This window comes from Paenibacillus sp. FSL K6-0276, from assembly GCF_037977235.1.
GTDB lineage: Bacteria > Bacillota > Bacilli > Paenibacillales > Paenibacillaceae > Paenibacillus_AQ.
The window spans coordinates 504,846-527,216 of the sequence record NZ_CP150276.1 but is presented as its reverse complement, the minus strand read 5'-3'; the positions used below and the strand labels follow the sequence as shown (position 1 = coordinate 527,216).

Annotated in this window: 22 protein-coding genes, 2 tRNA genes and 1 riboswitch; of the genes, 9 read left to right on the top strand and 15 right to left on the bottom strand. The window is 44.9% G+C overall.

Going from position 1 to position 22,371, the window contains the following annotated elements:
* Positions 1-659 precede the first annotated feature (659 nt).
* Both MHH52_RS02455 and MHH52_RS02450 read right to left on the bottom strand, forming a co-directional pair.
* A complete protein-coding gene (locus MHH52_RS02455; protein WP_340006445.1) occupies positions 660-1,595 on the bottom strand; it encodes an alpha/beta hydrolase in 936 nt (311 codons plus the stop codon).
* A gap of 172 nt (positions 1,596-1,767) precedes the next feature.
* On the bottom strand, positions 1,768-2,061 hold the full coding sequence (locus MHH52_RS02450) for an LPXTG cell wall anchor domain-containing protein (RefSeq protein WP_340006443.1): 294 nt from the start codon (positions 2,059-2,061) through the stop codon (positions 1,768-1,770).
* A 422-nt stretch (positions 2,062-2,483) separates the two neighbouring features.
* Here MHH52_RS02450 and MHH52_RS02445 point away from each other — a divergent pair, with 422 nt between their 5' ends.
* Positions 2,484-2,876, top strand: a complete 393-nt coding sequence (locus tag MHH52_RS02445; protein WP_340006441.1) for a hypothetical protein — start codon at positions 2,484-2,486, stop codon at positions 2,874-2,876.
* 197 nt (positions 2,877-3,073) lie between these two features.
* Here MHH52_RS02445 and MHH52_RS02440 read toward each other — a convergent pair whose 3' ends face one another.
* The 4 genes from MHH52_RS02440 to MHH52_RS02425 all read right to left on the bottom strand — a co-directional run bounded on the left by MHH52_RS02440 (position 3,074) and on the right by MHH52_RS02425 (position 4,170).
* Positions 3,074-3,487 (bottom strand): ASCH domain-containing protein, encoded by a 414-nt coding sequence (locus tag MHH52_RS02440; RefSeq protein WP_340009466.1) that lies wholly within the window; start codon positions 3,485-3,487, stop codon positions 3,074-3,076.
* Between the two features lie 89 nt (positions 3,488-3,576).
* A tRNA-Thr gene (locus MHH52_RS02435) sits at positions 3,577-3,648 on the bottom strand.
* An 82-nt stretch (positions 3,649-3,730) separates the two neighbouring features.
* Positions 3,731-3,859 carry a hypothetical protein gene (locus MHH52_RS02430; protein WP_313640587.1) on the bottom strand — a complete coding sequence of 43 codons (129 nt, stop codon included), beginning with the start codon at positions 3,857-3,859 and terminating at the stop codon, positions 3,731-3,733.
* A 14-nt stretch (positions 3,860-3,873) separates the two neighbouring features.
* A complete protein-coding gene (locus tag MHH52_RS02425) occupies positions 3,874-4,170 on the bottom strand; it encodes an FAD:protein FMN transferase (RefSeq protein ID WP_340006440.1) in 297 nt (98 codons plus the stop codon).
* 156 nt (positions 4,171-4,326) lie between these two features.
* Between MHH52_RS02425 and MHH52_RS02420 the strand changes: the two genes are divergently transcribed.
* Together MHH52_RS02420 and MHH52_RS02415 are read left to right on the top strand one after the other, a co-directional pair.
* Positions 4,327-4,668, top strand: a complete 342-nt coding sequence (locus MHH52_RS02420) for a DUF4234 domain-containing protein (RefSeq protein ID WP_313640585.1) — start codon at positions 4,327-4,329, stop codon at positions 4,666-4,668.
* 12 nt (positions 4,669-4,680) lie between these two features.
* Complete coding sequence (locus MHH52_RS02415; protein WP_340006437.1) at positions 4,681-5,112, top strand: DUF2752 domain-containing protein; 432 nt, start codon at positions 4,681-4,683, stop codon at positions 5,110-5,112.
* A gap of 57 nt (positions 5,113-5,169) precedes the next feature.
* On the opposite strand, the gene MHH52_RS02410 is transcribed toward MHH52_RS02415, so the two are convergent.
* Positions 5,170-5,997: a MerR family transcriptional regulator gene (locus MHH52_RS02410; protein WP_340006435.1), complete on the bottom strand. Its 828-nt coding sequence runs from the start codon at positions 5,995-5,997 to the stop codon at positions 5,170-5,172.
* Positions 5,998-6,095: 98 nt separating this feature from the next.
* Here MHH52_RS02410 and MHH52_RS02405 point away from each other — a divergent pair, with 98 nt between their 5' ends.
* Positions 6,096-6,656: a GNAT family N-acetyltransferase gene (locus tag MHH52_RS02405; RefSeq protein ID WP_340006434.1), complete on the top strand. Its 561-nt coding sequence runs from the start codon at positions 6,096-6,098 to the stop codon at positions 6,654-6,656.
* A gap of 391 nt (positions 6,657-7,047) precedes the next feature.
* On the opposite strand, the gene MHH52_RS02400 is transcribed toward MHH52_RS02405, so the two are convergent.
* Together MHH52_RS02400 and MHH52_RS02395 are read right to left on the bottom strand one after the other, a co-directional pair.
* Positions 7,048-7,119: transfer RNA gene (locus MHH52_RS02400), tRNA-Thr, on the bottom strand.
* A gap of 94 nt (positions 7,120-7,213) precedes the next feature.
* Positions 7,214-7,522, bottom strand: a complete 309-nt coding sequence (locus MHH52_RS02395; RefSeq protein WP_340006432.1) for an MTH1187 family thiamine-binding protein — start codon at positions 7,520-7,522, stop codon at positions 7,214-7,216.
* A 373-nt stretch (positions 7,523-7,895) separates the two neighbouring features.
* Positions 7,896-8,131, top strand: a riboswitch (cobalamin riboswitch).
* A gap of 231 nt (positions 8,132-8,362) precedes the next feature.
* On the opposite strand from MHH52_RS02395, the gene MHH52_RS02390 reads away from it, so the two are divergent.
* The 4 genes from MHH52_RS02390 to MHH52_RS02375 all read left to right on the top strand — a co-directional run bounded on the left by MHH52_RS02390 (position 8,363) and on the right by MHH52_RS02375 (position 14,522).
* Entirely contained in the window at positions 8,363-10,348 is a 1,986-nt protein-coding gene (locus MHH52_RS02390; protein WP_340006430.1) for an anaerobic ribonucleoside triphosphate reductase, read from the top strand.
* Positions 10,345-10,860, top strand: a complete 516-nt coding sequence (gene nrdG, locus MHH52_RS02385) for an anaerobic ribonucleoside-triphosphate reductase activating protein (protein ID WP_340006428.1) — start codon at positions 10,345-10,347, stop codon at positions 10,858-10,860. Before MHH52_RS02390 ends, nrdG begins: the two co-directional genes overlap by 4 nt.
* A gap of 55 nt (positions 10,861-10,915) precedes the next feature.
* Positions 10,916-13,249, top strand: coding sequence for a ribonucleoside-diphosphate reductase subunit alpha (locus MHH52_RS02380; RefSeq protein ID WP_340006427.1), 2,334 nt, complete (start codon positions 10,916-10,918; stop codon positions 13,247-13,249).
* A 241-nt stretch (positions 13,250-13,490) separates the two neighbouring features.
* Entirely contained in the window at positions 13,491-14,522 is a 1,032-nt protein-coding gene (locus MHH52_RS02375; RefSeq protein WP_339317761.1) for a ribonucleotide-diphosphate reductase subunit beta, read from the top strand.
* Positions 14,523-14,697: 175 nt separating this feature from the next.
* Here the strand turns inward: MHH52_RS02375 and ssuE are convergent, their stop codons facing one another.
* Both ssuE and MHH52_RS02365 read right to left on the bottom strand, forming a co-directional pair.
* Complete coding sequence (gene ssuE, locus MHH52_RS02370; protein WP_313640573.1) at positions 14,698-15,246, bottom strand: NADPH-dependent FMN reductase; 549 nt, start codon at positions 15,244-15,246, stop codon at positions 14,698-14,700.
* 126 nt (positions 15,247-15,372) lie between these two features.
* Positions 15,373-15,597, bottom strand: a complete 225-nt coding sequence (locus MHH52_RS02365) for a hypothetical protein (protein WP_340006426.1) — start codon at positions 15,595-15,597, stop codon at positions 15,373-15,375.
* Between the two features lie 147 nt (positions 15,598-15,744).
* Here MHH52_RS02365 and serS point away from each other — a divergent pair, with 147 nt between their 5' ends.
* Positions 15,745-17,028 (top strand): serine--tRNA ligase, encoded by a 1,284-nt coding sequence (serS, locus tag MHH52_RS02360; protein WP_340006424.1) that lies wholly within the window; start codon positions 15,745-15,747, stop codon positions 17,026-17,028.
* A gap of 132 nt (positions 17,029-17,160) precedes the next feature.
* Here serS and MHH52_RS02355 read toward each other — a convergent pair whose 3' ends face one another.
* The 4 genes from MHH52_RS02355 to MHH52_RS02340 all read right to left on the bottom strand — a co-directional run bounded on the left by MHH52_RS02355 (position 17,161) and on the right by MHH52_RS02340 (position 22,260).
* Positions 17,161-17,799, bottom strand: coding sequence for a histidine phosphatase family protein (locus tag MHH52_RS02355; protein ID WP_340006422.1), 639 nt, complete (start codon positions 17,797-17,799; stop codon positions 17,161-17,163).
* Positions 17,800-17,837: 38 nt separating this feature from the next.
* Entirely contained in the window at positions 17,838-18,620 is a 783-nt protein-coding gene (locus MHH52_RS02350; protein ID WP_313640570.1) for an AAC(3) family N-acetyltransferase, read from the bottom strand.
* 170 nt (positions 18,621-18,790) lie between these two features.
* Positions 18,791-20,353, bottom strand: a complete 1,563-nt coding sequence (locus MHH52_RS02345; protein ID WP_340006420.1) for a response regulator — start codon at positions 20,351-20,353, stop codon at positions 18,791-18,793.
* A complete protein-coding gene (locus tag MHH52_RS02340; RefSeq protein ID WP_340006419.1) occupies positions 20,350-22,260 on the bottom strand; it encodes a histidine kinase in 1,911 nt (636 codons plus the stop codon). Before MHH52_RS02340 ends, MHH52_RS02345 begins: the two co-directional genes overlap by 4 nt.
* Between the last annotated feature and the right edge of the window lie 111 nt (positions 22,261-22,371).

The window sequence follows — 22,371 nt, the reverse complement described above, 5'->3', positions numbered from 1 at the left end:
AATGTTGGAGTTTAATGTAAGTTTTAGAGACCAGTTCACAAAATAGGCACGCAAAATAACCCCCACAGTCCCAATTCCTCTGGCTTTCTAGCTTTTCCGAATTAATCCACAAATAATCCGGCATAAGTCATATTCGAATCAAACGCTCCCTCTTGCTACGCTTGTTCCCCTCCCAAATCAAACAACCCTTATCTTGGAATTCATTATTATATTTGCCTTTTAAACAATACTGTGTTATATTTATATCGTATTTGTTTTTCGATATATTGAATATCCCCATCAAGAAGATGTCAGGCCGACTATTTTACACTTCGGCATTTTGGACACAGAGGCTTCATGTTTTCTTGCAGAAACTTTCCTTTTTATGAGATTAAATTCGAAATATAGCATTCCGATTCACACTGGCGCGGTCAATGGAGCCGCAAGGGCAAAAGAGAGGTAGGGCTTTTGTCGTATTGGAAGGATTATTCTCGCCACACGGCTGCTGGAAATAACAAGGAATTAAGACACCCGTTACTCACGAACGGCGGGGGATGAATATAACGAAAAAGCATGGCTGTACGAACCTTACTCAAGGACACATGCCATGTGTGGAAAAATATAGGCGCCCGATAACCGCTACCTAGCGGATATCGGGCGCTGTCTACGTTCAGGGCAAATTAATTTACATATTGATTCACAAAAGCTGTTACTACGTTTATATAACCCGTCTTATCCGTATCATAGGATAACCCATGTCCCGCTTGCGGCACTACGACCTTCTCTTTTGGACTCTGGCATGCCTCATACAATTCATTCATCATAGCAAAAGGTACAAAGTTATCCGCATCCCCATGAATAAAAAGAATCGGCACCTTCGCTTTCCGCACCTGTTTCAAGGCAGACGCCTCACTAAAACCATACCCAGCCTTCAAACGAGTAATTAGACTCGCAATTTGTATAAAAGGGAAACTTGGCAATCGATACATACGCCGTAGTTGGTAGGCTAATTGTGCTTTTACTGAGGTGTAAGCGCAGTCCGTGACAATAGCTTTGACCTGCGGTGGTAGATTTTCTCCTGAGGTCATTAGCACTGTAGCTCCACCCATAGAGACCCCATGGAGCACAACTTGAGGATTGGGCCCAGTCTCTTTGATAATGTACCGGATCCACTGCAAGTAATCCTTGCGCTCATGCCAACCAAAACCAATATAATTCCCAGCGCTTTCCCCATGCCCCCTGGCATCGGGGATCAGGATATTAAAGCCCAGTCTCTCGTAATAGATTTTGGCGTAAGCCCCCATATCCTTCCCTTTTCCAGAATAACCGTGGGCTAGAATCGCTGTACGTCCTTCAGCACGATCCGAAGAGAGCAGGTACCCTCTTAGTTCTAGTCCGTCCTCAGATGTAATCTCAACATTCTCAAAGCTCTGACTGGAGATCCAGTCCTTCCCCTCACCCCAAGAAGCCCCAGCAACCGGGGGATCAACCTTCAAATCACGATTATTACTCAGGAATTCCTTCGGTGCTCTGTTAATAGCAATTCCATAAAAGAAAAAGCCCGCATAGATCAGAGCTCCTATGACGATGACAGCGCTAATGAAGAACCATACCAATTCATCTTCCCCGTCCTTTCTTCATATCCCTTGTAAATCAGTATAGCATCTACTTATAATGTGCCAAAATTTAACCATCATGACAAAATAAAACCGCCATCGGAATATGTCCCGAAAGCGGCTTTACTATTCTTCACGGCATAGCTTGTGATCAAGCTACAAACACCGTTTATTATTTCTTGTTGGAGAATCTATTTCTCATTAGCAATCCGATAAGTGCAAAACCTAGACTTGCTACATAATAAGGAACTGGACTTGATTCTCCCGTTTTTGGCAGTTCATCCACAGGTGGATTACCTAGCGGGATCGTATCATCCACTACGACGATATCATCAGGTACCAGAGCTTCCGTCGCTGCCGGCCCTAGTGGAATTTCGTCATCGTCAACAAGGACTTCTGTATTGCTCGACGGCGTTGGTGTTGGTGTCACGGTCGGCGTTGGCGTCGTTACAGGTCCAAGCGGCACAGGATCATCATTAACGACTATAGTGCCAATTACGGATGATGGTCACAATTGTCAATCAATTCCTTCTGACAACCCTCCACATTAGCAGCCACAAAAAAAGCACCTAAAGGCGCTTCGCACAAAGGTTTTCCTTCGATTTTAAAGTAACTTCATCCAACCCAATATAGATATCCATAATGGAATACTTAGAATCAACCAAATACCAATCCGCGCTGAAGACTTCCTTCATCCTTCATCTTAATTCTCCTTTTTATGAGCCTTAAGCATTGATTTTTATTATTGCAAATTTTATATATTCTATTCTCTCTAATTCAGTTGTGAATTGAATCACATTAAACAAGCTGTTTAGAAATACCATTGATTATTTTTGGGATATCGGGGTAGAATACGAATATACGTTCCCATTAGAGGTGATGATACTCATGCATAGAGCAGAAAGCAGGGACAACATGCTGGTGAAATCTTATTTATTGCTTCCGATGATTTTATCAGCATTCGAACGGGACTCCGCCATTCTATCTGTACACTTACGAACACCAGCCCCCTATTTGGAGGTTCTCGGAACCGCAGCAGCAGTAGCGACAACAGATCTAAGAGATGTTCGTTCGGAGATGAGGAAACGGGGAATCAAGGTATATGAACAGAACAGGCTTAACACGGGGATAGAAGCCAAATTTATATGTCGTGGATACCATGAACGAATGCTGCTGTTAAACGACATCGTTGCTGCCCAAGCTGCCATCCATATGCGCAGATATCTCGGGCTGGATATTTCATCCTTTAAGAGCTATGAAGAGCAGTATCAGATTAAGTAAAGCTGCATAGAAGCTGCCCCCTCCCCCCATTCAATTAGCAAACAAAAAAACAGGCCTTACCATGGGAGCTGGCAAGACCTGAGAGAGAAATATACCACAAAACACTGGGGGGTGTTTGGTGTCTTCAATATAAACCTCGAACCTGAAAATAAGATGATGCTCACATGAAAATTACATTAAAAACATCAATTTGTCTTTCAGACTAGCTCCGGATGTTCCCACAAGCTTAATCTGCCTTTAGCCGGTATAGGATAACTCAGCGGAAGAACACCTTCGAGTTTCCAAGCAAAACGCCCTTCACTATAGTCGCCAAAATCATATTCATTCCCATTTATCCACCCCCTTAGGTCCGCCTCCGGTGTAACCTCATAACACCCCGTGAGCTGACCTGACGCAATAATGGCTCCTGTCGGCAAATTGTTCGCTGTATAGCCATGCTTCGCCAATATCGATTTGAACGGCTCCTGTTCACATACCTTCTTGTCTATCCTCATCCCGGCATGAATGCCTAACTCTCCGCGGTAGGCTATTCTCCATGATCGGGTTTCGAACTGTTTTTCACCGAGAGCAATCAACGTTGCCCAAGGCTGTCGTATCGTTAAACACCGCATGATATCCATCCCTTCATTCAATCCGGAATACACAGAAAAGTGCGGTCTCCAAAATCCCGGAATACCGCGCTGTATAAGCATTGTAAGAATGCTGGTGAAGGGAATTGAACCCCCGGCCTACGCATTACGAGTGCGTTGCTCTACCCCTGAGCTACACCAGCATGGGCTTTTTTTGTGAAACAAAATCTATTTATACAACGCTCAGAAAATTTTGCAAGTATATACGCCTAGAGACAATCACTCTTAATTTGCAAAGGTATAGCTGTCATTCGTTTTATTCAGCATTTCCTTGAAGCCAGAAGAAGCATACAGCTTCTTGTCCTTCGTAATAAACAAGACTTCCGCATTGGGAATGTTTTCTACGAATTTCAATCCCTCTTCGATATCTAGAAGGACCAAAGCTGTATCGATGGTATCAGCTCGGTCGACCGGTCTGTTACTATCGTTACACTGCTAATATTATTATCGACTGGATATCCAGTTTTCGGATTAATAATATGCGGATAAAACTTACCATCTTCAATGAAATATCGTTCGTAAATACCTTCGGTCACCACAGTCTTGTCATTTACGCGGATTGAACCGATTGGATTGCCTCGTTCCTCAGTAGGGTCCTGAATACCGATGTTCCAATCTTCTCCGGTGTTTCTATTCATAAATGCGACCTCATTTCTCTCTGTCATTTTCGCCCTTGATTGTAGCAGAAAAGAAGCTTCACTAAATGCGCAAAATTTCACGTTAGTAGTGATAACCTACAATAAAACACTAGAATTTTCAATTCCAATCACGTATCATGTGTACGAATGTAGAATTACACGAAACCGAAGGAGTTGATATTGTTGATCCAAAAACGGAGTATTGGTATGGCAATCCTTTTTACTTTTATCACTTGTGGCATTTACGGTATTTATTGGATGTACAAAATCTTTGAGGAATCCAGAATTATCAGTCGTGATCATGAAGGTAGTGCAGGGATAGATCTGTTATTAACGATTGTGACTTGCGGCTTGTATGGGTTCTTTGCGATTTACAAAGCAAGCTCCCGGTTGTACGAAGCGGATGTAGCTCGTGGAAATACATATGCTAATGATGATTCTATATTGCTCACAATTCTGTATGTGTTTGCTTCCATTATTTCAATTGCTATTATCCAGTCGAAAATCAACAAGTTTTTAAATTAATTGAATATTGTTATGTTGAGAGCAATAAAGCAATTAGACCGAAAACGACTCCTCCCTATTCTCATTCTTGGTGTAGTTGGTCTCCTTAGTATGGCTGCGAATGTCCTATTTCAAAAAAGCATTTGCCTCTTCATAAATGTATTTGGCATTCCAAGTCCTGCTTGTGGGATGACTAGGGCCTATATGAGTTTACTGCAAGGAGATATTAGAGCAGCATGGATCTATCATCCGTTATTCATCATGCCAATATTGATATGCGTACTCGCGTTTTATAAAAAATTAAGTCAGCCTATTATTATCCTGTTTATTATTTTGCTGTTAGCGGTGTGGGTTTTACGATTAATTTTTATGCTTCCGCATAACATCGAACCAATGGTGTATAACCCTCATGCGTTGATCCCCACCCTTCTATCTATTATGAAGGAATGGACTGGGTTGGTGTAACAAGCTCACATCGTTAAAACTACTAAGAGTCGTTTATACGGCTCTTTTTTTATGTTGTCAGCCCACCTGAATGGCGATCCGAGTGACAAATTCATCTGGATTACTTGACGACAGATAACCGAGTAGCTCAAGCTCATACGCATCTCCGCAGATACGCATTTTTTTAGCTTGAATGAATGCTTTCAACTGTTCGTAGGATGTATCCATGCTCTCGTAATTACCTTTGTGATTGATCATTGCATAAGTTCCCTTAGGCTTAATAAATAACTGATCACTTTCATGCTTGTCCTTGATCTTAATAAAATAATTCGTCTCTCTATAATCCCCTGCTTCCAAACGACTTTGATCGATGGAACAAATTGCAACCTCAAGTTCAACCCATTCTTCCTCGAGCTTATGAAGTTGTTCATAATACTTACGAATAGATTCCTTCTCGCCATCTCCTTCAGCTACGCGTACAGCAATAAAATATTCTTCCTCGCATTCTTCAATCCACGGCACTCCAATGACAGCACGCAGTCCTCGATCCGTAATTTTGATAGCTCCTTGCAGTATATTCTGCATGCGCGCAAATTTATTCTGCTCTATGGTCAGCTGCTGTTGCATTTGTATAAGGATGGATAAAAAATGTGACGAATTCTGATTTTGAATATAGTCCCTTATTTCTTTTAGTGCCATTCCTGCTTCTTTTAAAACTGAGATGATTTCATAGGTATAGTACTGTTTGATATCGTAATAACGATAGCCATTGGGATTAGTTATCCTAGGCTTCAAGATGCCGATTTCATCATAGTAAAACAACGTATGTTTGCTTACTCCGCATATTTTTGCAAATTCACTGGTAGTAAGGTATGGATCATTCTTTTGATCTGATATGATGTTCATCCCCCTATTGACTATAGGGTTACCCTATACTGTAAAGTTTGTTTTTGCAAGGATCCGATGGATTTTTGCCCAGTATTTTTTGAAGAAGGATGAGAATAATGATAAGACAAGCCACGAAGAAAGATGTATCCGAGGTAAGCGAACTCATTTATATGATTCTGGATGAAAAGGAGTCCTATTTCACTGAAAATTACATAAAAAAAGAGGTCATGGCGTTTATTCGACATGCTTATGCCCAGGAAATAAGCTTCTTTAGTTATGCCAATATCATCGTCAAGGAAATAGAGGGCCAGGTTGTGGGGATTGCGTTAATGTACGATAGCAAAATGACTGATGCATTCTGTGAGCAATGGGAAAATGATGTGGCGCTCTTCTTTGGAGAGGACCAGGATGAATTCGAAACGAGCGAAGCTCAGCCTGGAGAATTTCATTTGGACACAATTGCTGTTGTCGAAGAATTCCGGGGACAAGGGATCGCTAAAGAACTTCTTGAAAAGATGGATCAAAAGGCATACAGCCATGGCCATACCAAGCTGTCATTAAATGTTTCTGCTAAGAATATTGCAGCTAAGCGACTTTATGAGCGCCATCATTATAAGGTCGAGTGTCAATTTCTAATTTCGAGCCATACGTACTTTCATATGACGAAAAGCTTATAGGTAAAGCGGGCCATTAAGGAGTCAATTAACATGCAACGATTTAATAAAAATCCTTAATAACCTTCCAAATGTGTTACAAGGGATTTTAAATGCAGCACTTATCATCTTAGCACTTGTTTTATCTATAAAACAGCGCGGCCCCAAAAGCCCCGGAAGCCGCGCTGTACTTCAATTTACCGTGTAAGTACCGGTGGATGAATAAAGAGGATGGCGGATCATTTTTCATATCAAAAAACCTCCCACAAATTTCGTAGGAGGCTGCATATTTTACCGTAAATTAGTACCGACGCACGCCCGTTTTAGTACTCGGAAAGCGTTGGCCTATCGTTGCCTATCCGTAACATTCAACGTGTGACAAAACGTTGGTATGACGGGATAAACTAACGAAGGATGCTGGTGAAGGGAATTGAACCCCCGGCCTACGCATTACGAGTGCGTTGCTCTACCCCTGAGCTACACCAGCTTAAAGCTGATTCTTCTGTCAAACAAAAAATATTATACAACTTCCTGCCAGAAACGCAAGCCTATTTCTCCCTGTTCCCTACTCTCCCAAACCGCTATTCCATCTGTAGTTTACGCTCCACAGACTCCAGCTTTCCACGGCTAGTGGAGGGCTTATCACGGCGGTCGTCTATTTTAAGTGAGGTAGAGACACGCTCTGCACCTGCGGCAAAAGGAGACTCATGCAGCGCTTCTACCGCTGCGAAAATACGCTGAAGAGGCCCTTCGATGATCGTCCCCATGGATGTAAGCTCATAAGTAATCCCTTCTACCGTCTTCAACACTCGCTGCATTTCTGCAACATAGCTGCTAAGACTGGTACTGCCTGTTCCAATCGGAATAACGGTTACTTCAGCAATAGGCATGAGAATACCTCCTCGAAATTTAAAGTATGTGTCTCCTTCTATTGTAACAACTCCACCGCTCTCCCACAAACCAAGTCAGCAGTATGATGATCCCCTCTTTTTCCTACGAGCACTCCGAAATATAGCTTCGGCTAAGGGTAGTTTTTCTTAAGTAAATTCTAGGGTCGTCTGCACTACATTTATGGACTCTTTGTGGCATCTTTTCGGACAATTTATGAATCATTTTCCACGTGCCTGTGGATCAATTGTGGATTACTTATGGACAGCCTGTGGATCATTTGTGGAGTACTTTTGAAGAACCCACTCTCTGCGCGGGTTTTCTAAAAAACTATTTACAAACACAACATCTTGGGTTATTTTTATCTAACGACAACAAAATATAGTGGAGACAGGCGCTTTGATCCTTTATCGGATTTAGAGCTTAATAGGGAAGTGCGGTGAGAATCCGCTGCGGTCCCGCCACTGTAACCGGATGTCCTTCTCAAGCTTTTAGAAGCTTAAGAAGGACAGATCTCCCGGCAAAAGCCACTGAGGGTTAAGATAGCCCTTGGGAAGGCGCTGAGAGGTCCTACGGAAGCCAGGAGACCTGCCTGTTTCGACGACACCAACTATGAATGCCTGCGAGGAACAGGAACGGTGTCCGCATGCGGTCATCTTCTGAGAGACCACTGCAAATATCCGTGTGGATATTTACATAACGCATCGGGCATTTTCTGCCATCCTCGCTAGGGGATGCTTTTTTTATGAGATCAGAATGAATATACAGCCGCTTATAGCGGTCCACTTCTTAATGATAGGACGATAGATGTTTTTCTTTTATACTGAGAGGAGAGCTATACAATGACGTTGTTGGAGAGACAATTTAACGGTACAACAAATGCACGAGAAGTTCTTTTAGAAGAGCTCATTGATTTAGGGCGCGATATTATCGACAGCCGGGATTTGGACCTACTGCGCGAGAATGCCAATTTGAACGGAGAGAGCTTCTCCGGTAAAATGAGCAAGTTCGGCAGTGAATATTCGAAATGGTACGCCCGTAACTTTACGATGCCACCGCAGCTAGTGCAGGCCATTGATGACAATGTCGTCTATGTGCATGATCTGGATCAATACGCGATTGGAACGACCAACTGCATTTTTATCCCGTTTGATAAGCTTCTCCGCGAAGGCTTCAACACCGGCAACGGCAGTGTTCGTCCCCCAAACTCAATAATGACAGCTATGTCACTGGTAGCGATCATTTTTCAATCCCAGCAAAACGCTCAATATGGCGGCGTATCTGCCAATAAACTCGACTATGATCTAGCGCCTTATGTAACCAAATCCTTCGCCAAGCTGTTCCGCAAGGGTCTGGAATACTTTGAAGAAGGACAAGCTGGTGAATCTTTGGGTGAAATCACAATGAGTCGGACCGATCTAGCCGAGTTATATCCGAAATCATTCCGTTATGCACTAAAGGAAACCGAAATCGAAACCCTGCAAGCGGCAGAAAGCATGGTACATAATCTCAATACCATGTCCAGCCGATCCGGTGGTCAAATACCGTTTACCAGCATCAACTACGGGACTTGTACTTCACCAGAAGGCCAGCTTGTGATCAGTTCTCTGCTAACCGCAACTATGAATGGACTTGGAAGCGGAGAAACACCCGTGTTCCCGATTCAAATCTTCAAATGTAAGCAAGGGGTCAATCAACAGCAGGGCGATCCCAACTATGAATTGTTCCTAAAAGCAGCTGAATGTTCTGCACGCAGACTGTATCCGAACTTTGCTAATCTAGACGCTCCGCTCAACTTGCAGTATTATGATCCAAGTGATCCTGATACGGAATTTGCTACAATGGGCTGCCGAACCCGAGTGCTCGGTGACCGTTTTGGGCGTAATCATTGCTCCGGGAAGGGCAACCTTTCCTTTAATACACTGAATCTGGTTCGGCTCGGTCTGGCACACGGCACAGTAACAGGCCGACGTACCGTCGCAGACGAAGCTGGCTTCTATGAAGATCTAAATCATTATATGGATATTGCGCTGGAAGGACTTCTTCATCGCTTCCGCATCCAAACCGCACAAAAAGCTAAAGCATCCGATTTCATGATGCGAGAAGGCGTCTGGGAAGGCGGCGAAAATCTCGCTCCTGAAGACTCTGTAGGCGATCTGCTGAAGCATGGTAGTCTATCACTTGGCTTCATCGGTATGGCGGAATGCATGAAATCCATGTACGGCAAACACCATGGCGAGGATATGGAAGTCCATGCCAAGGCTTTGGCTATCGTGCGTCATATGCGGGAGTATTGCGATCGGAAAAGTGAGGAACTGAATCTCAACATCACCTTGTTCGCAACACCAGCAGAAGGCTTGTCTGGAAAATTCACCAAAATTGATCGCAAGGTACTGGGTTCTATTCCAGGTGTAACTGACCGTGAGTATTATACGAACTCTTTTCACATCCCTGTATACTACGATCTGGGTGCTGCTCAGAAGATCAGCTTGGAAGCCCCTTTCCATGAATATTGCAATGCCGGTGCTATTTCTTATGTCGAAATAAATGGCAATGCCCGCAGTAATCCATCCGCTTTTATCAAAATCATTAAATACGCGCTAGAACAGCAGGTCAGCTATTTCAGCATTAACCATCCGATTGACCGCTGCTCTGGCTGTGGATACGAAGGCGTAATCGGGACAAACTGTCCGTCCTGCGGCGTGCATGAGACGGAAGTACATATCCGCCGTCTGCGCAGAGTTACAGGTTATTTGACTGGCGACTACCAGACCCGCTTTAATGCCGCCAAGCAAGCCGAAGTACGAGATCGCGTTAAGCATCTATGAATATTTGTGGTTACTATCCGGAGTCGATTAACGAGGGAGAGGGCATGCGGGCCGTCCTCTTCCTCAGCGGCTGCCGCCATCGTTGCCCGGGATGTTTTAATCCCGAGACATGGAATTTTAAGTACGGTGAAGTCTTCACCCTAGAACGTCAACACGAAATTATTGCAGAAATTGCCGCTAACCCACTGCTTGATGGTTTAACACTGGCAGGTGGTGATCCTTTTTTCTCGGCAGAGGAGGTTCTGGGGTTCATTCATGAGCTTCGCGCTGTACTGCCAGGCTTCTCCATATGGATTTACAGTGGTTATACTTACGAGGAACTAACCGCCCTTCCCGGTTCGCCGGAGTGGAATCTACTTACGCAGTGTCAAGTGTTAATAGATGGACGATTTATAGAAGAACTGAAAGATACTACACTTCCTTACCGAGGAAGCACTAACCAACGCATAATCGACATTCCGGCCAGTATGAACGGCTCGGAGGTCTTTCTGTGGCAGCCTACTGCGCTATAATATATCAATTTTTGATATTGAAAATTAACCCAAAATAAGAAGGGATGAAATAACCATGCCACAATTCGTAGTAAAACCAGACAATCGCCAACTGGCTTTTGATGAGAACCGCCTTTCCGTCTACGCCGACCGTATCTTGGAGGGACTTGATCAACTAAATAAAGAAACATTGCTACGGGGAGTAATTTCCAAGCTACGCCGTGACTCCGTAAGTGGAGAAGAAATCAGCAACGCCTTCACCATGAGCGCTCTTGAGCTTGTAACGAAAGAAGAGCCTACTTGGAAGTTTGCAGCTGCCCGTGCCCTTCTGACTACCCTTTATAAAAAAGCAGCCGTTCACCGCCGCTATAAAGCTTATCCAGAAGAGCCTTACGGTGAGTTGTACCCACTAATTACGGATCTCGTAAAAAAAGGAATCTACCGTGAAGAGCTTCTGTCTCACTACACTAAGGAACAAATCATCGAGCTAGGCGGATGTATCGATTATACGCGCGACCTTCTATTCGATTACATCGGTCTGCTTACGCTATCTGACCGTTATTTGGCGCATGATTTTGACGGCCGTGTAATGGAGCTTCCGCAAGAACGTTACATGATTATTGCAATGTACCTCATGCACCGTGAGCCAGCCGAGAAACGTCTCGAGCTTGTAAAAGAAGCTTACTGGGCCATGAGCAACATCTACATGACAGCTGCTACCCCTACAATGTCCAATGCCGGCAAAAAGGTCGCTGGACAGCTATCCAGCTGCTTCATCGATACTGTGGACGATTCCCTAGAGGGCATCTTTGATTCCAACACAGACGTAGCGCGTCTTAGCAAAATGGGCGGCGGTATCGGCGTCTACCTTGGTAAAGTACGGGCACGCGGTTCGGATATCCGTGGCCACAAGAACACTAGCTCAGGCGTAATCCCTTGGATTCGCCAGTTGAACAATACAGCAGTTAGCGTAGATCAGCTAGGTACACGTAAAGGTGCTGTCGCTGTCTATCTTGATGTATTCCATAAAGATATTCTCGCTTTCCTCGATCTTAAGCTGAATAACGGTGACGAGCGTATGCGTGCACATGACGTATTCCACGGTGTTACCCTGCCTGACCTGTTCATGGAAGCCGTAGAATCGCGCAGCCACTGGAACCTCTTCTGTCCTCATGAAGTGAAGAAGGTTATGGGCTGGACTGATGAGAATGGCCGTCCACTTGGTCTTGAAGACTTCTATGATGAGGAGCTTGGTAAAGGTACTTTCCGTGAAAAATATGCTGAAGCTACAGCTAATCTGGAATTGTCCCGTATTACCGTTCCTGCAATCGACATTATGAAACGGATTATGAAATCACAGCTTGAAACGGGTACTCCGTACATGTTCTACCGTGATACAGTTAACCGTACCAACCCGAACCGTCACCAAGGTATGGTCTTCTCTTCCAACCTGTGCACGGAAATTATGCAGAATCAATCCGCTACAGTTATTGAACAGGAAGAATTAGTAACCAAAGATGGCAAGACCCGCATTGTTATCTCCAAAATCCCTGGCGATTTCGTAGTCTGCAACCTGAATTCGATTCACTTGGCACGTGCGATTCCAGCTGGTGTGCTAGAAAGACTTGTACCTATCCAAGTACGTATGCTCGACAACGTAATCGATATTAATAATATTGAAGTTCTGCAAGCACAGTACACGAACAGCCAGTACCGCGCAGTGGGTCTCGGCACATTCGGCTTGCATCACCTATTGGCACTCAAGGGCATTCGTTGGGAATCCGATGAAGCCGTAGAATATAACAATCATTTGTATGAACATATCAACTACCTGTTGGTACGTTCGAGTATGGAACTTGCCCGTGAGAAGGGCCGTTATCCGAAGTTTGCTGGTTCCGATTGGGAGACAGGTGCATACTTCACTTCCCGCGGCTACGTTAGCGGTGAACAAGAAGGTAAATATGTAACCACTGAACAATGGCGCGCGCTGCAAGAAGAAGTGGCCAAGGACGGCGTTCGTAACGCATGGATGTTCGCGATTGCGCCGAACGGTTCCACATCGATTATTGCCGGCTCAACAGCCAGCATTGATCCACTGTATGAATTGCTTTCCTATGAAGAGAAAACAACTTACAAGATCGCTAACCCAGCACCGGATCTGTCGGACAAAACGATCTGGTACTATAAGACAGCATTCACCATTGACCAAAACTGGTCGATCCGTATGGCTTCCGCTCGTCAGCGTCACGTCGATCAAGGACAAAGCTTCAACCTGTATGTTCGTCCTGACATCAAGGCTACCGAGTTCCTTGAGCTTCATCTGAACGCCTGGAAGGGCGGATTGAAATCAACTTATTATGTGCGTAGCCGTGCTTTGACAATAGAAGAGTGTGATTCTTGCGCTAGCTAAGAGTCTTACTGCTTTAAAAAATTCGGTGATTTAATCGTAACTACGAGGAATGTTTGGGCTTTCGCTCGCTGTTGTCCCCAGATTTCTTGATTTAAACCGTCATTAACGGTTGAAATCCGGGGACAAAGGCGAACGTTTCACTCCTACAGCTCCAAAATTCCTCTCCGTTACTTCATCAACCTAATTTAATTAAAGACCAGATAAGACAAATTACCCGCGCAAAAAAATGGAGGGAAAATAAATGCAACTACAAAAAATTTTTAACACTGAAGCACCTAACCAATCCACACGCATCATCGACGGTGAATGCTCAGGTATCCTGAACTGGAATGACATCCGCATGCCACATATGTACAAGCTGTACAAGGTGCTGCTGCTTAATCACTGGATCGCGGATGAAATCCCAATGTCCAAAGATGCGCAACAATTCCCTATGCTGGATGCAGAGGAACAACGTGTATTTAAGATCAACATCTCCCTGCTCGCCGTGCTCGATTCGATGCAGACGATGTTCGTCGGCGACGTGAAGCGTTATTTTACCGACTCCTCACTGGAAGCTATCTCTGCCATTATCGGGCAACAAGAAGTGGTGCATAACCAATCGTACTCCTATGTTCTATCCTCTATCGTGTCGGATAGTGAACAGAAAGAGATTTTTGAATATTGGAAGAAAGATCCAGTCCTACTGGAGCGCAACCAATTTATCTCCGATATTTATCAAGAGTTCCGTGATAATCCAACGAAACAAACCTTTTTCCATGCGCTGGTAGCGGATCTCATCTTGGAAGGGATTTTCTTCTACAGCACCTTCGCCTTCTTCTACAATCTGGCTCGTGACCAGAAGATGATGGCGACCAGCCAGATGATCTCTTATATTCAACGTGACGAGAATCAGCACTGTTACTTCTTCGCAGAAGTGTTCAAACAGCTGCTTGTAGACTTCCCTGAGCTGAACACTAAAGAGAACATGGATTACGTATACCGTACCATCGACCGCGCGGTTGAGCTTGAAACCAACTGGGCTTACTACACCCTCACTAATGTTCGCGGCATTGACCTTAACGAGCTTAGCGACTATATCAAATATACAGCGAACAAACGCCTAACCCTGATGGGTATGGAAAAAGCTTACCAAGGCGTTGACGTAAACTGCATGCCTTGGATCAAGCCTTTCTCCGATGATGCACTTAATGCTACTAAAACCGACTTCTTCGAAGCCAAGTCCCGCAACTACGGTAAAGTTGGCGACGATAACGGATTTGACGACTTGTAAGACTGTATATAACGATTCGTATATAAAAAGAGGCCATTCTCTACTTTCACAGTGAGATGGCCTCTTTGCTATAGCAAAAAGCGTCCCTTCAACCCTTGTATCGGATATGAAAGAGACGCTCACGTTTATATGTTTGGTATGGAGCACTCCGAATCAGAATGCCTGCTGCTTAGTCCTATGCCTTGCGCTCCACTCGATGTGTAGTTTCTTCGGCAAGCTCAGCTAACGCATCATTCAGACGCAGCTTCAGCTCCTCAGCAAGCTCCACCACTCCGTGATCATTACGAACCACCTGAGAATCCACGGCATACACACCACCAAGAATGTAGCGTGCGCCGAGTACGGACAACACGGGTTTCAAGGCATAATCAATCGTGAGGAGGTGTGCAAGACTGCCACCCATGAAGAGCGGAAGTACGATTTTTCCGGCCAAACCCTTTTGTGGAACCAGATCCAAAAAGGTCTTCAACACACCTGTATAAGAGGCTTTATAAACCGGGCTAACCACGATCACCGCATCCGCTTCCGCTACAAGGCCATTGGCTTTGACGATAGAATCACTCTCAAACTTGGTATGAATCAAATCCTCCGCTGGTAGCTCTACTACGTTAATGCGCTCAACCTCAAAGCCCTGATCGGTTAAGCTTGCCTCCGCATACTCTATAACTGCATTGATACGCGATACCAGGGAAGGCGTTCCGTTAATCACAACAATTTTAGCCACTTCTCCACCTCTTCCATCCCACTTAAGCAGCTCACACTGCTTTTATTTATCCCGACAAAATTACTTTAAATTAATATTAATCCTATCGCAAAATAGATATTATTGTCAAACCATAAACGCTTGCGCTCATCCCACTCTTGCGCTATACTTAGCAACAATATTAAATCCAAGAATCAGGCCATTGACCGGCATCCAACCGTGAGGCGTCTGCGACCGGAGCCTATAATGACTCCCTAAGTTCACCGGGTTTCGCCCGTTACCGCGAAGACCAAAGAGGGTCGAATTCTTTCCTGTTGTTAAGGAGATTCGATCAACCTGGGTGGCACCGCGAGCTGACGCTCCTCGTCCCATGGATGAGGGCGTTTTTTGCGTTTTTTCAAGCATAAACACCTTCGGCGTCCTTATAAGGACGGTAAGTGTTTGTGCGAGAAATAGAAGGATAAAGTGAAGTGTGAAATTTATACTTTCTTATCTTTTAAACAAAAAGGAGCGAGCGATATGCTGGAAATGAACTGGATCAAGGATAATCAGGAACTCGTACGAAACACTGCAACATGGAAAAAAGTCGACTTCCCACTAGATGAATTGCTGGAATGGGATGAGAAGCGCCGGGGCCTACGACAAGAAACGGAACAAATGAGAGCCGAGCGAAATGGGCTGACCAAAGAGGTTGAACAATTACTACGTCTTGGTGACCGCCCTGCGGGAGAGATCGTCAAGGCACAGGTACGAGAACTCAATAATCGGCTGAACCTACTGGAAGCAGATCTGAACGAGGCTGAACACCGCTGTAGAGAGCTCATGCTGCTCGCGCCGAATCCGGTGTCTCAGGATACACCCATCGGCCACGATGATAATGACAACGTAGAACTGCGGCTGAACGGAACGGTGCCGGAATTCGGCTTTACGCCGCGTGATCATGTAGAGCTAGGTGAACTCCACGATATCATCGATATCCCCCGTGGCGTCAAAGCAGGCGGTCCTCGCAGTTATGTGCTTAAAGGAGCCGGCCTGATGTTACATCTCGCTGTACAGAGGCTGGCTCTTGATGTACTCACTACACGCGGATTCACTGTGATGGATGTTCCCGTGATTGTCCGCCCTGAAGCGCTGGAACGAACCGGATTCTTTCCCGGTGGGATGGATCAGACGTATGAGCTAAGCGGAGACAATCGCTGGCTCGTAGGCACATCGGAGGTCTCGCTGGTTTCGCTGTATAGCGATGAGATTGTCGAGCTGAACTCGCCACTGCGGCTGGCCGGTATGTCGACCTGCTTCCGCCGTGAGGTGGGATCAGCCGGGCGAGACGTTCGCGGCCTGTACCGTGTTCATCAGTTCTCGAAGATCGAACAAGTCGTATTATGCCGAAATGACGAAGGTATTTCGGACAATATACTCCATGAGATCCTCGCGAATGCCGAACATATCCTCCAGCTCTTAGAGCTCCCCTATCGGGTCATGGCCGTCTGCACTGGGGATATGTCCCTGAAGACACACAAGCAGTATGATATCGAGACTTGGATGCCAAGCAGAGGCGCCTACGGAGAGACCCATTCGGCTTCTAATCTACTCGATTTCCAAGCTCGTCGTTCGGGCATCCGTTATCGAGATGCGGATGGTCGCTTACAATACTGCCATACCTTAAATAACACCGCAGTGGCTACGCCAAGAATTCTGATCCCGCTGCTGGAGAATCACCAGCAAGAGGATGGTTCTATCTACATCCCTCAGGCGCTGCGCAAATATATGGATGGATTAGAGCGGCTCGAGCTTCCACAATAGTAGTCTGTTTTATCCAAATAAATTTGAAATGAATAATGCCCTTCCACTTCTCAACAAGAAGCTGGATGGGCATATTTTTTTATTCCGAATATTTGAGCTAACTTTTAACCCACTAGACTGATCGTATAACCTCTACGATTCCATCCCAGCCTCATCCTCTTCATAATGACTTGTATCCCCGTGCAACAGGATCTCCGGCACGCCATCCGTAAAATCAATTTTGGATAAGCAGGTTGGATAAATGTAAGGCAGATCCCAAAGCTCAGGCAACTCTCTACCTTCAAAATAAGCCATCAAGAGTTTGATCACTACCGTATGCGTTACGATAAGAATCGTCTCGCCCTTATGGGCAGTGAGAATTTCCTGAAGCTTCTCTAAAGCTCTTGTCTGCACCTCTTCGAAGGTCTCGCTGCCCTCCACTTTAAACTGGCCAGGATCTCCCCAGAAATAACGATGCTGGTCCGAATACCGAGCTTCTAGCTCAGCAGAATCTCGGCCTTCCCATACGCCCATGCCAATTTCTTTGAATGTATCGGAAATCTTCAGCGGAACATCCCGCTCTCCGCGTATAATCTCAGCTGTACGCAGCGCCCTTGGGCTGGAGCTTGTATAAATGACATCAAGATTTATAGCCTTCATTCCCCGGCTCAACCATTCCGCCTGTTGTACGCCAAGCGTCGTCAGCGCAGAATCCATATGACCTTGCATACGATTCTGCACATTCCATTCCGTCTGGCCATGACGCGTTAAATATATCGTTGTAGTACTCATCCGTCGCTTCTCCTCCTAATCTCAAATCCAGAGATAGTCTACTTCCTGTTTCGCTCCATCCAGTTCACCGCATAGTCAACGATTTCACGCTGTGGAATCAATTGGGCTGTAGCTGAGGCGATCTGACCATATGTAATGAGCCCTGTCTCTTGCCCGAATTGCTCAGCCAGTTCAACGAAATCGTCAGAGTTCCAATCTAGCTCCTTGAATTCCACCCACTGTCTATGACCATCCACCATCATGGGTGCCCCGCCAAAGACTTCCTTCTTTTCTTCATAGAAGGCCCGGTATTCAGCAAGATGTAATGAAGTGTTATTTAGATTTCCTACGCCTAGCAGCAGCACACTTCCACCCAGATCATAAATACGAGCTAGTGGAGAGTCTTCCCCCAAACCGTATTCGAAGGAGTGACCATACATAATCTCATCCCTATGCTTTCCCCAAGCTGCAAATGAATGAATGGGGTGATCGCTGCGCTTTACCCCTTTTTGCCTACGGAAGCAATCCGGAATAATCCCCATCCCTCTCAGTGGAGTCAAGTCTGGATCATAAGCCGGCATCTGCTCACGGATACTCTGCCACCACGACTCGGGAACCGGCGGGTTACTCCAGCCAGCAGGGTCCGTTAGATCGCTAGAATGAGTCGGCATCACAAGCGTGCCTGATTCTCCAAGGACCTCCTCAAGCGCCAAAATAACGGCAACCGGTCCACCTGCCACCCATTGGCCTAGTGATTTGAAGGATGAATGCAGTAGAATCGTCATCCCCGCCTGTACACCCAGTCGCCGAAAATCCTCTGCCAACGTCTGAACCGTAATCAAATTCCCTTGAATTTCTTCAACCCTTCATTCCTCCAAACTCTCTTGCTGCTAATCCTAGCAAAGCTTCTCACTGCCATTATATAGGAGGATCACTACTAACGACACCATTAATGGTCATCACGGCTCAAGTACATCAATAATATCTATAGTGAAGCTACTTATCCTGCCTTTTACGACAAATCTTCAGACAGTATTTTGGCTCTATAATCCCCTGGAGAGATCCCTTCCAACTCTTTAAAGACACGGGCAAATTGCTTACTGTTCTCAAAACCTACTTTTTCCGAAACTCCAGCAAGCTTGCTACAGCCTTTCGCTAGCAGTTCTTTAGCATGGCGGATGCGTACCTTTTTTAGGTAAAGGACAAAATTCTCACCGGTATATGCCTTGAAGGCTTCGCTAAAATAAGAATAATTCAAAGACACATGGTTACTAACCATAGCCATATTTAGTGGACGAGCGTAGTTCGTTTCAATATAGTTCAGTGCTTCCTCCATATCGGCATGCTCCGTATGAGCAGAGCGTACCCCTACAATGTAATCACTCACACTCAGGAGCAAATTCTCAAGCGCACGATAATAATCATGGAAATGACGATAATTGTACATATTGCCCACTGTACGATACTGCTTCAGCACCTCTACCGAGGCTTCGCCATGCACCCGAAATACTTCATCCAGCACCAATTCATTGATATTCTGTCCCACCGACTCCAAATAAGACAGGTCAAGCGCCTTCAAATGCTCGGTCTGAAAAATCTCAGCCAGAAGATGCTTCATCTCCTTCTCGCGTTCTGTTCCAAGCATATTGAGCAGCTTGCGAATTTCCTCCTTCGGTAAGGGGGAATTAGACCGTTCTTGACTCACATCCGCGTAATTCAACAAGTTTACTTGCGGATATACAAAAGTATACTGTAATGCCCGGCACGCTTCCTTATAACAGGAACGAAGGTCTGCGAAACTTCCTCCTTCACTACTTATTCCAATCGACAATCCCATTATTTCTTTGGCTTCAGCTTGTCTGGACAGCTCTATAAAGTCCTGTTTTCTGGTTCCGAGCAATACTAATTTACCGTCCCAGTCCGTTGTGATTTCCGAAAAATATTTTTCAAGTGGTCCCATCAATCGTTCAACCAGCCCCTGAACATCCCCCGGCTTCATTCTTGTTCCGTCATTACAATAGTAATTCAACACACCTACTGTAAAAGGAACCTCCAAGTCATCTAGGCTCTCCTGCTGCTCTTGCTCCAACTGAACTTCCTGCTGCATAAGCAGCCCACGTAAACGGCTAGAACGCAGCTCTCGGCGAAAATGTTCTGCTTCCTGCTCCTGCTGCCTTGCGCTGAGATTATGCTCCTCCTGCTCCTTGTCTATACACTTCAAGATTTCGAATAATTCATCTCTACGAATCGGTTTAAGTAAATAATCCTTCACGCGATAACGGATCGCGCTTTTTGCATATTCGAAATCGTCATACCCGCTTAAGATCAGCACTGCTGGTTTTTTTTCGCCCACTGTCGCCGAGGACAACCGCTCTAACAGCGTAATGCCATCCATAACAGGCATACGTATATCTGTAATAATAATATCTGCACCGTCGGTCTTATAGATATCAAACCCCTCTGCGCCATTACTCGCCATCGTGATGGTATAAATGGACGGAAATTCTCTTTCTATCATAGTCTTGAGACCATAACGAATATTCTTCTCATCATCAATGATCAGTAGCTTCTTCATAGTTTTTTTTCTCCCGTCAAAAGAACTTTCGGCAAGGTTAAACGTACCATCGTCCAACTTCCTGCTTCGCTCTGTACTACAAGTCCATATTCATCGCCATAAAAGATTTGCAAACGCTGATGTACATTTCTCAGACCAATGCCACCCGTTCGGTGGTCTGTATCCCTCTGTTCAGCAGAGCTTTCACAGCGTTCATCTTTCGCATATATCGCCTCGTTTAAAGCATGTAGACGCTCTGGTGTTAGTCCCATGCCATTATCACGAAGCTCTATAAAAATATCACCTTCCTTTTCCAAAATATGAATATAAATGTTCGGGTCCTGTAGATTCTCTTTCTCACCACACCAAGCATGCTTAACGCTGTTCTCCACAATAGGCTGCAGTGACATTTTAAGCACCTCCAGCTCCAAATATCGAGGTTCAATATGAATTACCAGCTTAACCGGATATTCAAAACGAATATTCATCACTTCAATGTAATTCTCAATATGGCGAATTTCATCCCGCAGCTTCACATACTCTCCGGACCATTTGAAATTATAGCGCATCATCCCCCCTAACGAGGTTAATGCATCCGAGATCGTTCGTTGGTTCTCAATTTCAGCCAGCATTTTAATATTCTCAAGCGTATTATACAAAAAATGGGCGTCAATCTGGTTATGCAGCGTACGCAGTTCAGCCTCTTTTGACAACGCCTGCTTGCTCACTGCTTGGGCCACCAGCGTATTAATCGTGTTCATTAATTTGGAGAAATGATGGGCAAGCTCACCAACTTCCCCTCCACCCCGAATCATAATTCCACTGTATGCTTCCCCTCTACGCACCCTTTTCATTGTTTCTGTCAATCTACGTAGATTTTTTAAAATAAAGGCATTCGTCACATAAGCAATCAACGTTAGCAAGGTAATAAACCCAACATTGGCCCCAATGATTAAGTTGCGTGTACGGGAGATATCCTTCATAACTCCCTCCATGGACACAACATTTAACAAATAAGCATTAATTCTTTCTAACGGAGTATTAATCAACAAGAACGATTTACCATTCTCCGAGTAATCATTGTCCCATTCGCCAGTTTCCCGAAAATGCTTATACCGTTCTGCAATCATATCAGCCATCTTCAGATTATTCTGCAAAAAAGAATGGTCCGGTCTGGTGAAAAGCTGCAGCTCACTATCCACAAGGAACATTTGGGTCTGATTATCCCGGACATCTGTATACGTCTTGGGTGTAAAACGACTCAGCATCATATCCACCTGCACCATGCCGATATAATTGTCTGCTGGACGACTTTTCTCACGCAACAACGAAACCTTTGGCAGACTCTCCTCCGGCGCTTCCAAGTATCTCTGCATCAGATCCGGATCACTTTTCTGAAAAGACCAGTATTCCTGCCCCTTCATTTGAAGCGCTTTCTGAAACCATGGCTTGGAGGATACTCTCTCTTCACGAAAGATAATCGGCCAAATTTCATGCACTTTATTGCTTCTCGAATACAGTCGTAAATGCTCAATATTCGGATTATTAAATTGAATACGAGTCATATTCACATAGGCATTTGTATTGAAATTAATCAAATCTGCTAGCTGCGGTTCGGTTTCATTCGCAAGGAATTCTTCTACATCGGCATCAGAATAAGCCATCTGCGCCGCACGTTCCATCGCCTCAATTTGATTATAAATATGTAATTTTTCCATTTGCAACAAATAATCATTCTTCTCGATGGCACCTCTAAGATAGGTATTATTGATAGACTCATAGAAGTAGACGGATACCAGTAAGCACGGGCCTAAAATAATAAAAACATAGGCTGCAATCAAACGACTCTGAAGGGATCTTCGCCCCCACCAATAACTAAAAGAATGCCATAATGCTCTGGTTCGCTCTCGCCTATTCACTCTATACACTTCTGTCCTGTCCACCTCGCTAAAATAGTGAATATTTAACATATTTAATATCTATACCATATTATAGATTGAAAATAACCCAATCGCCCGCATTAGCGGGCGATTGGGTCA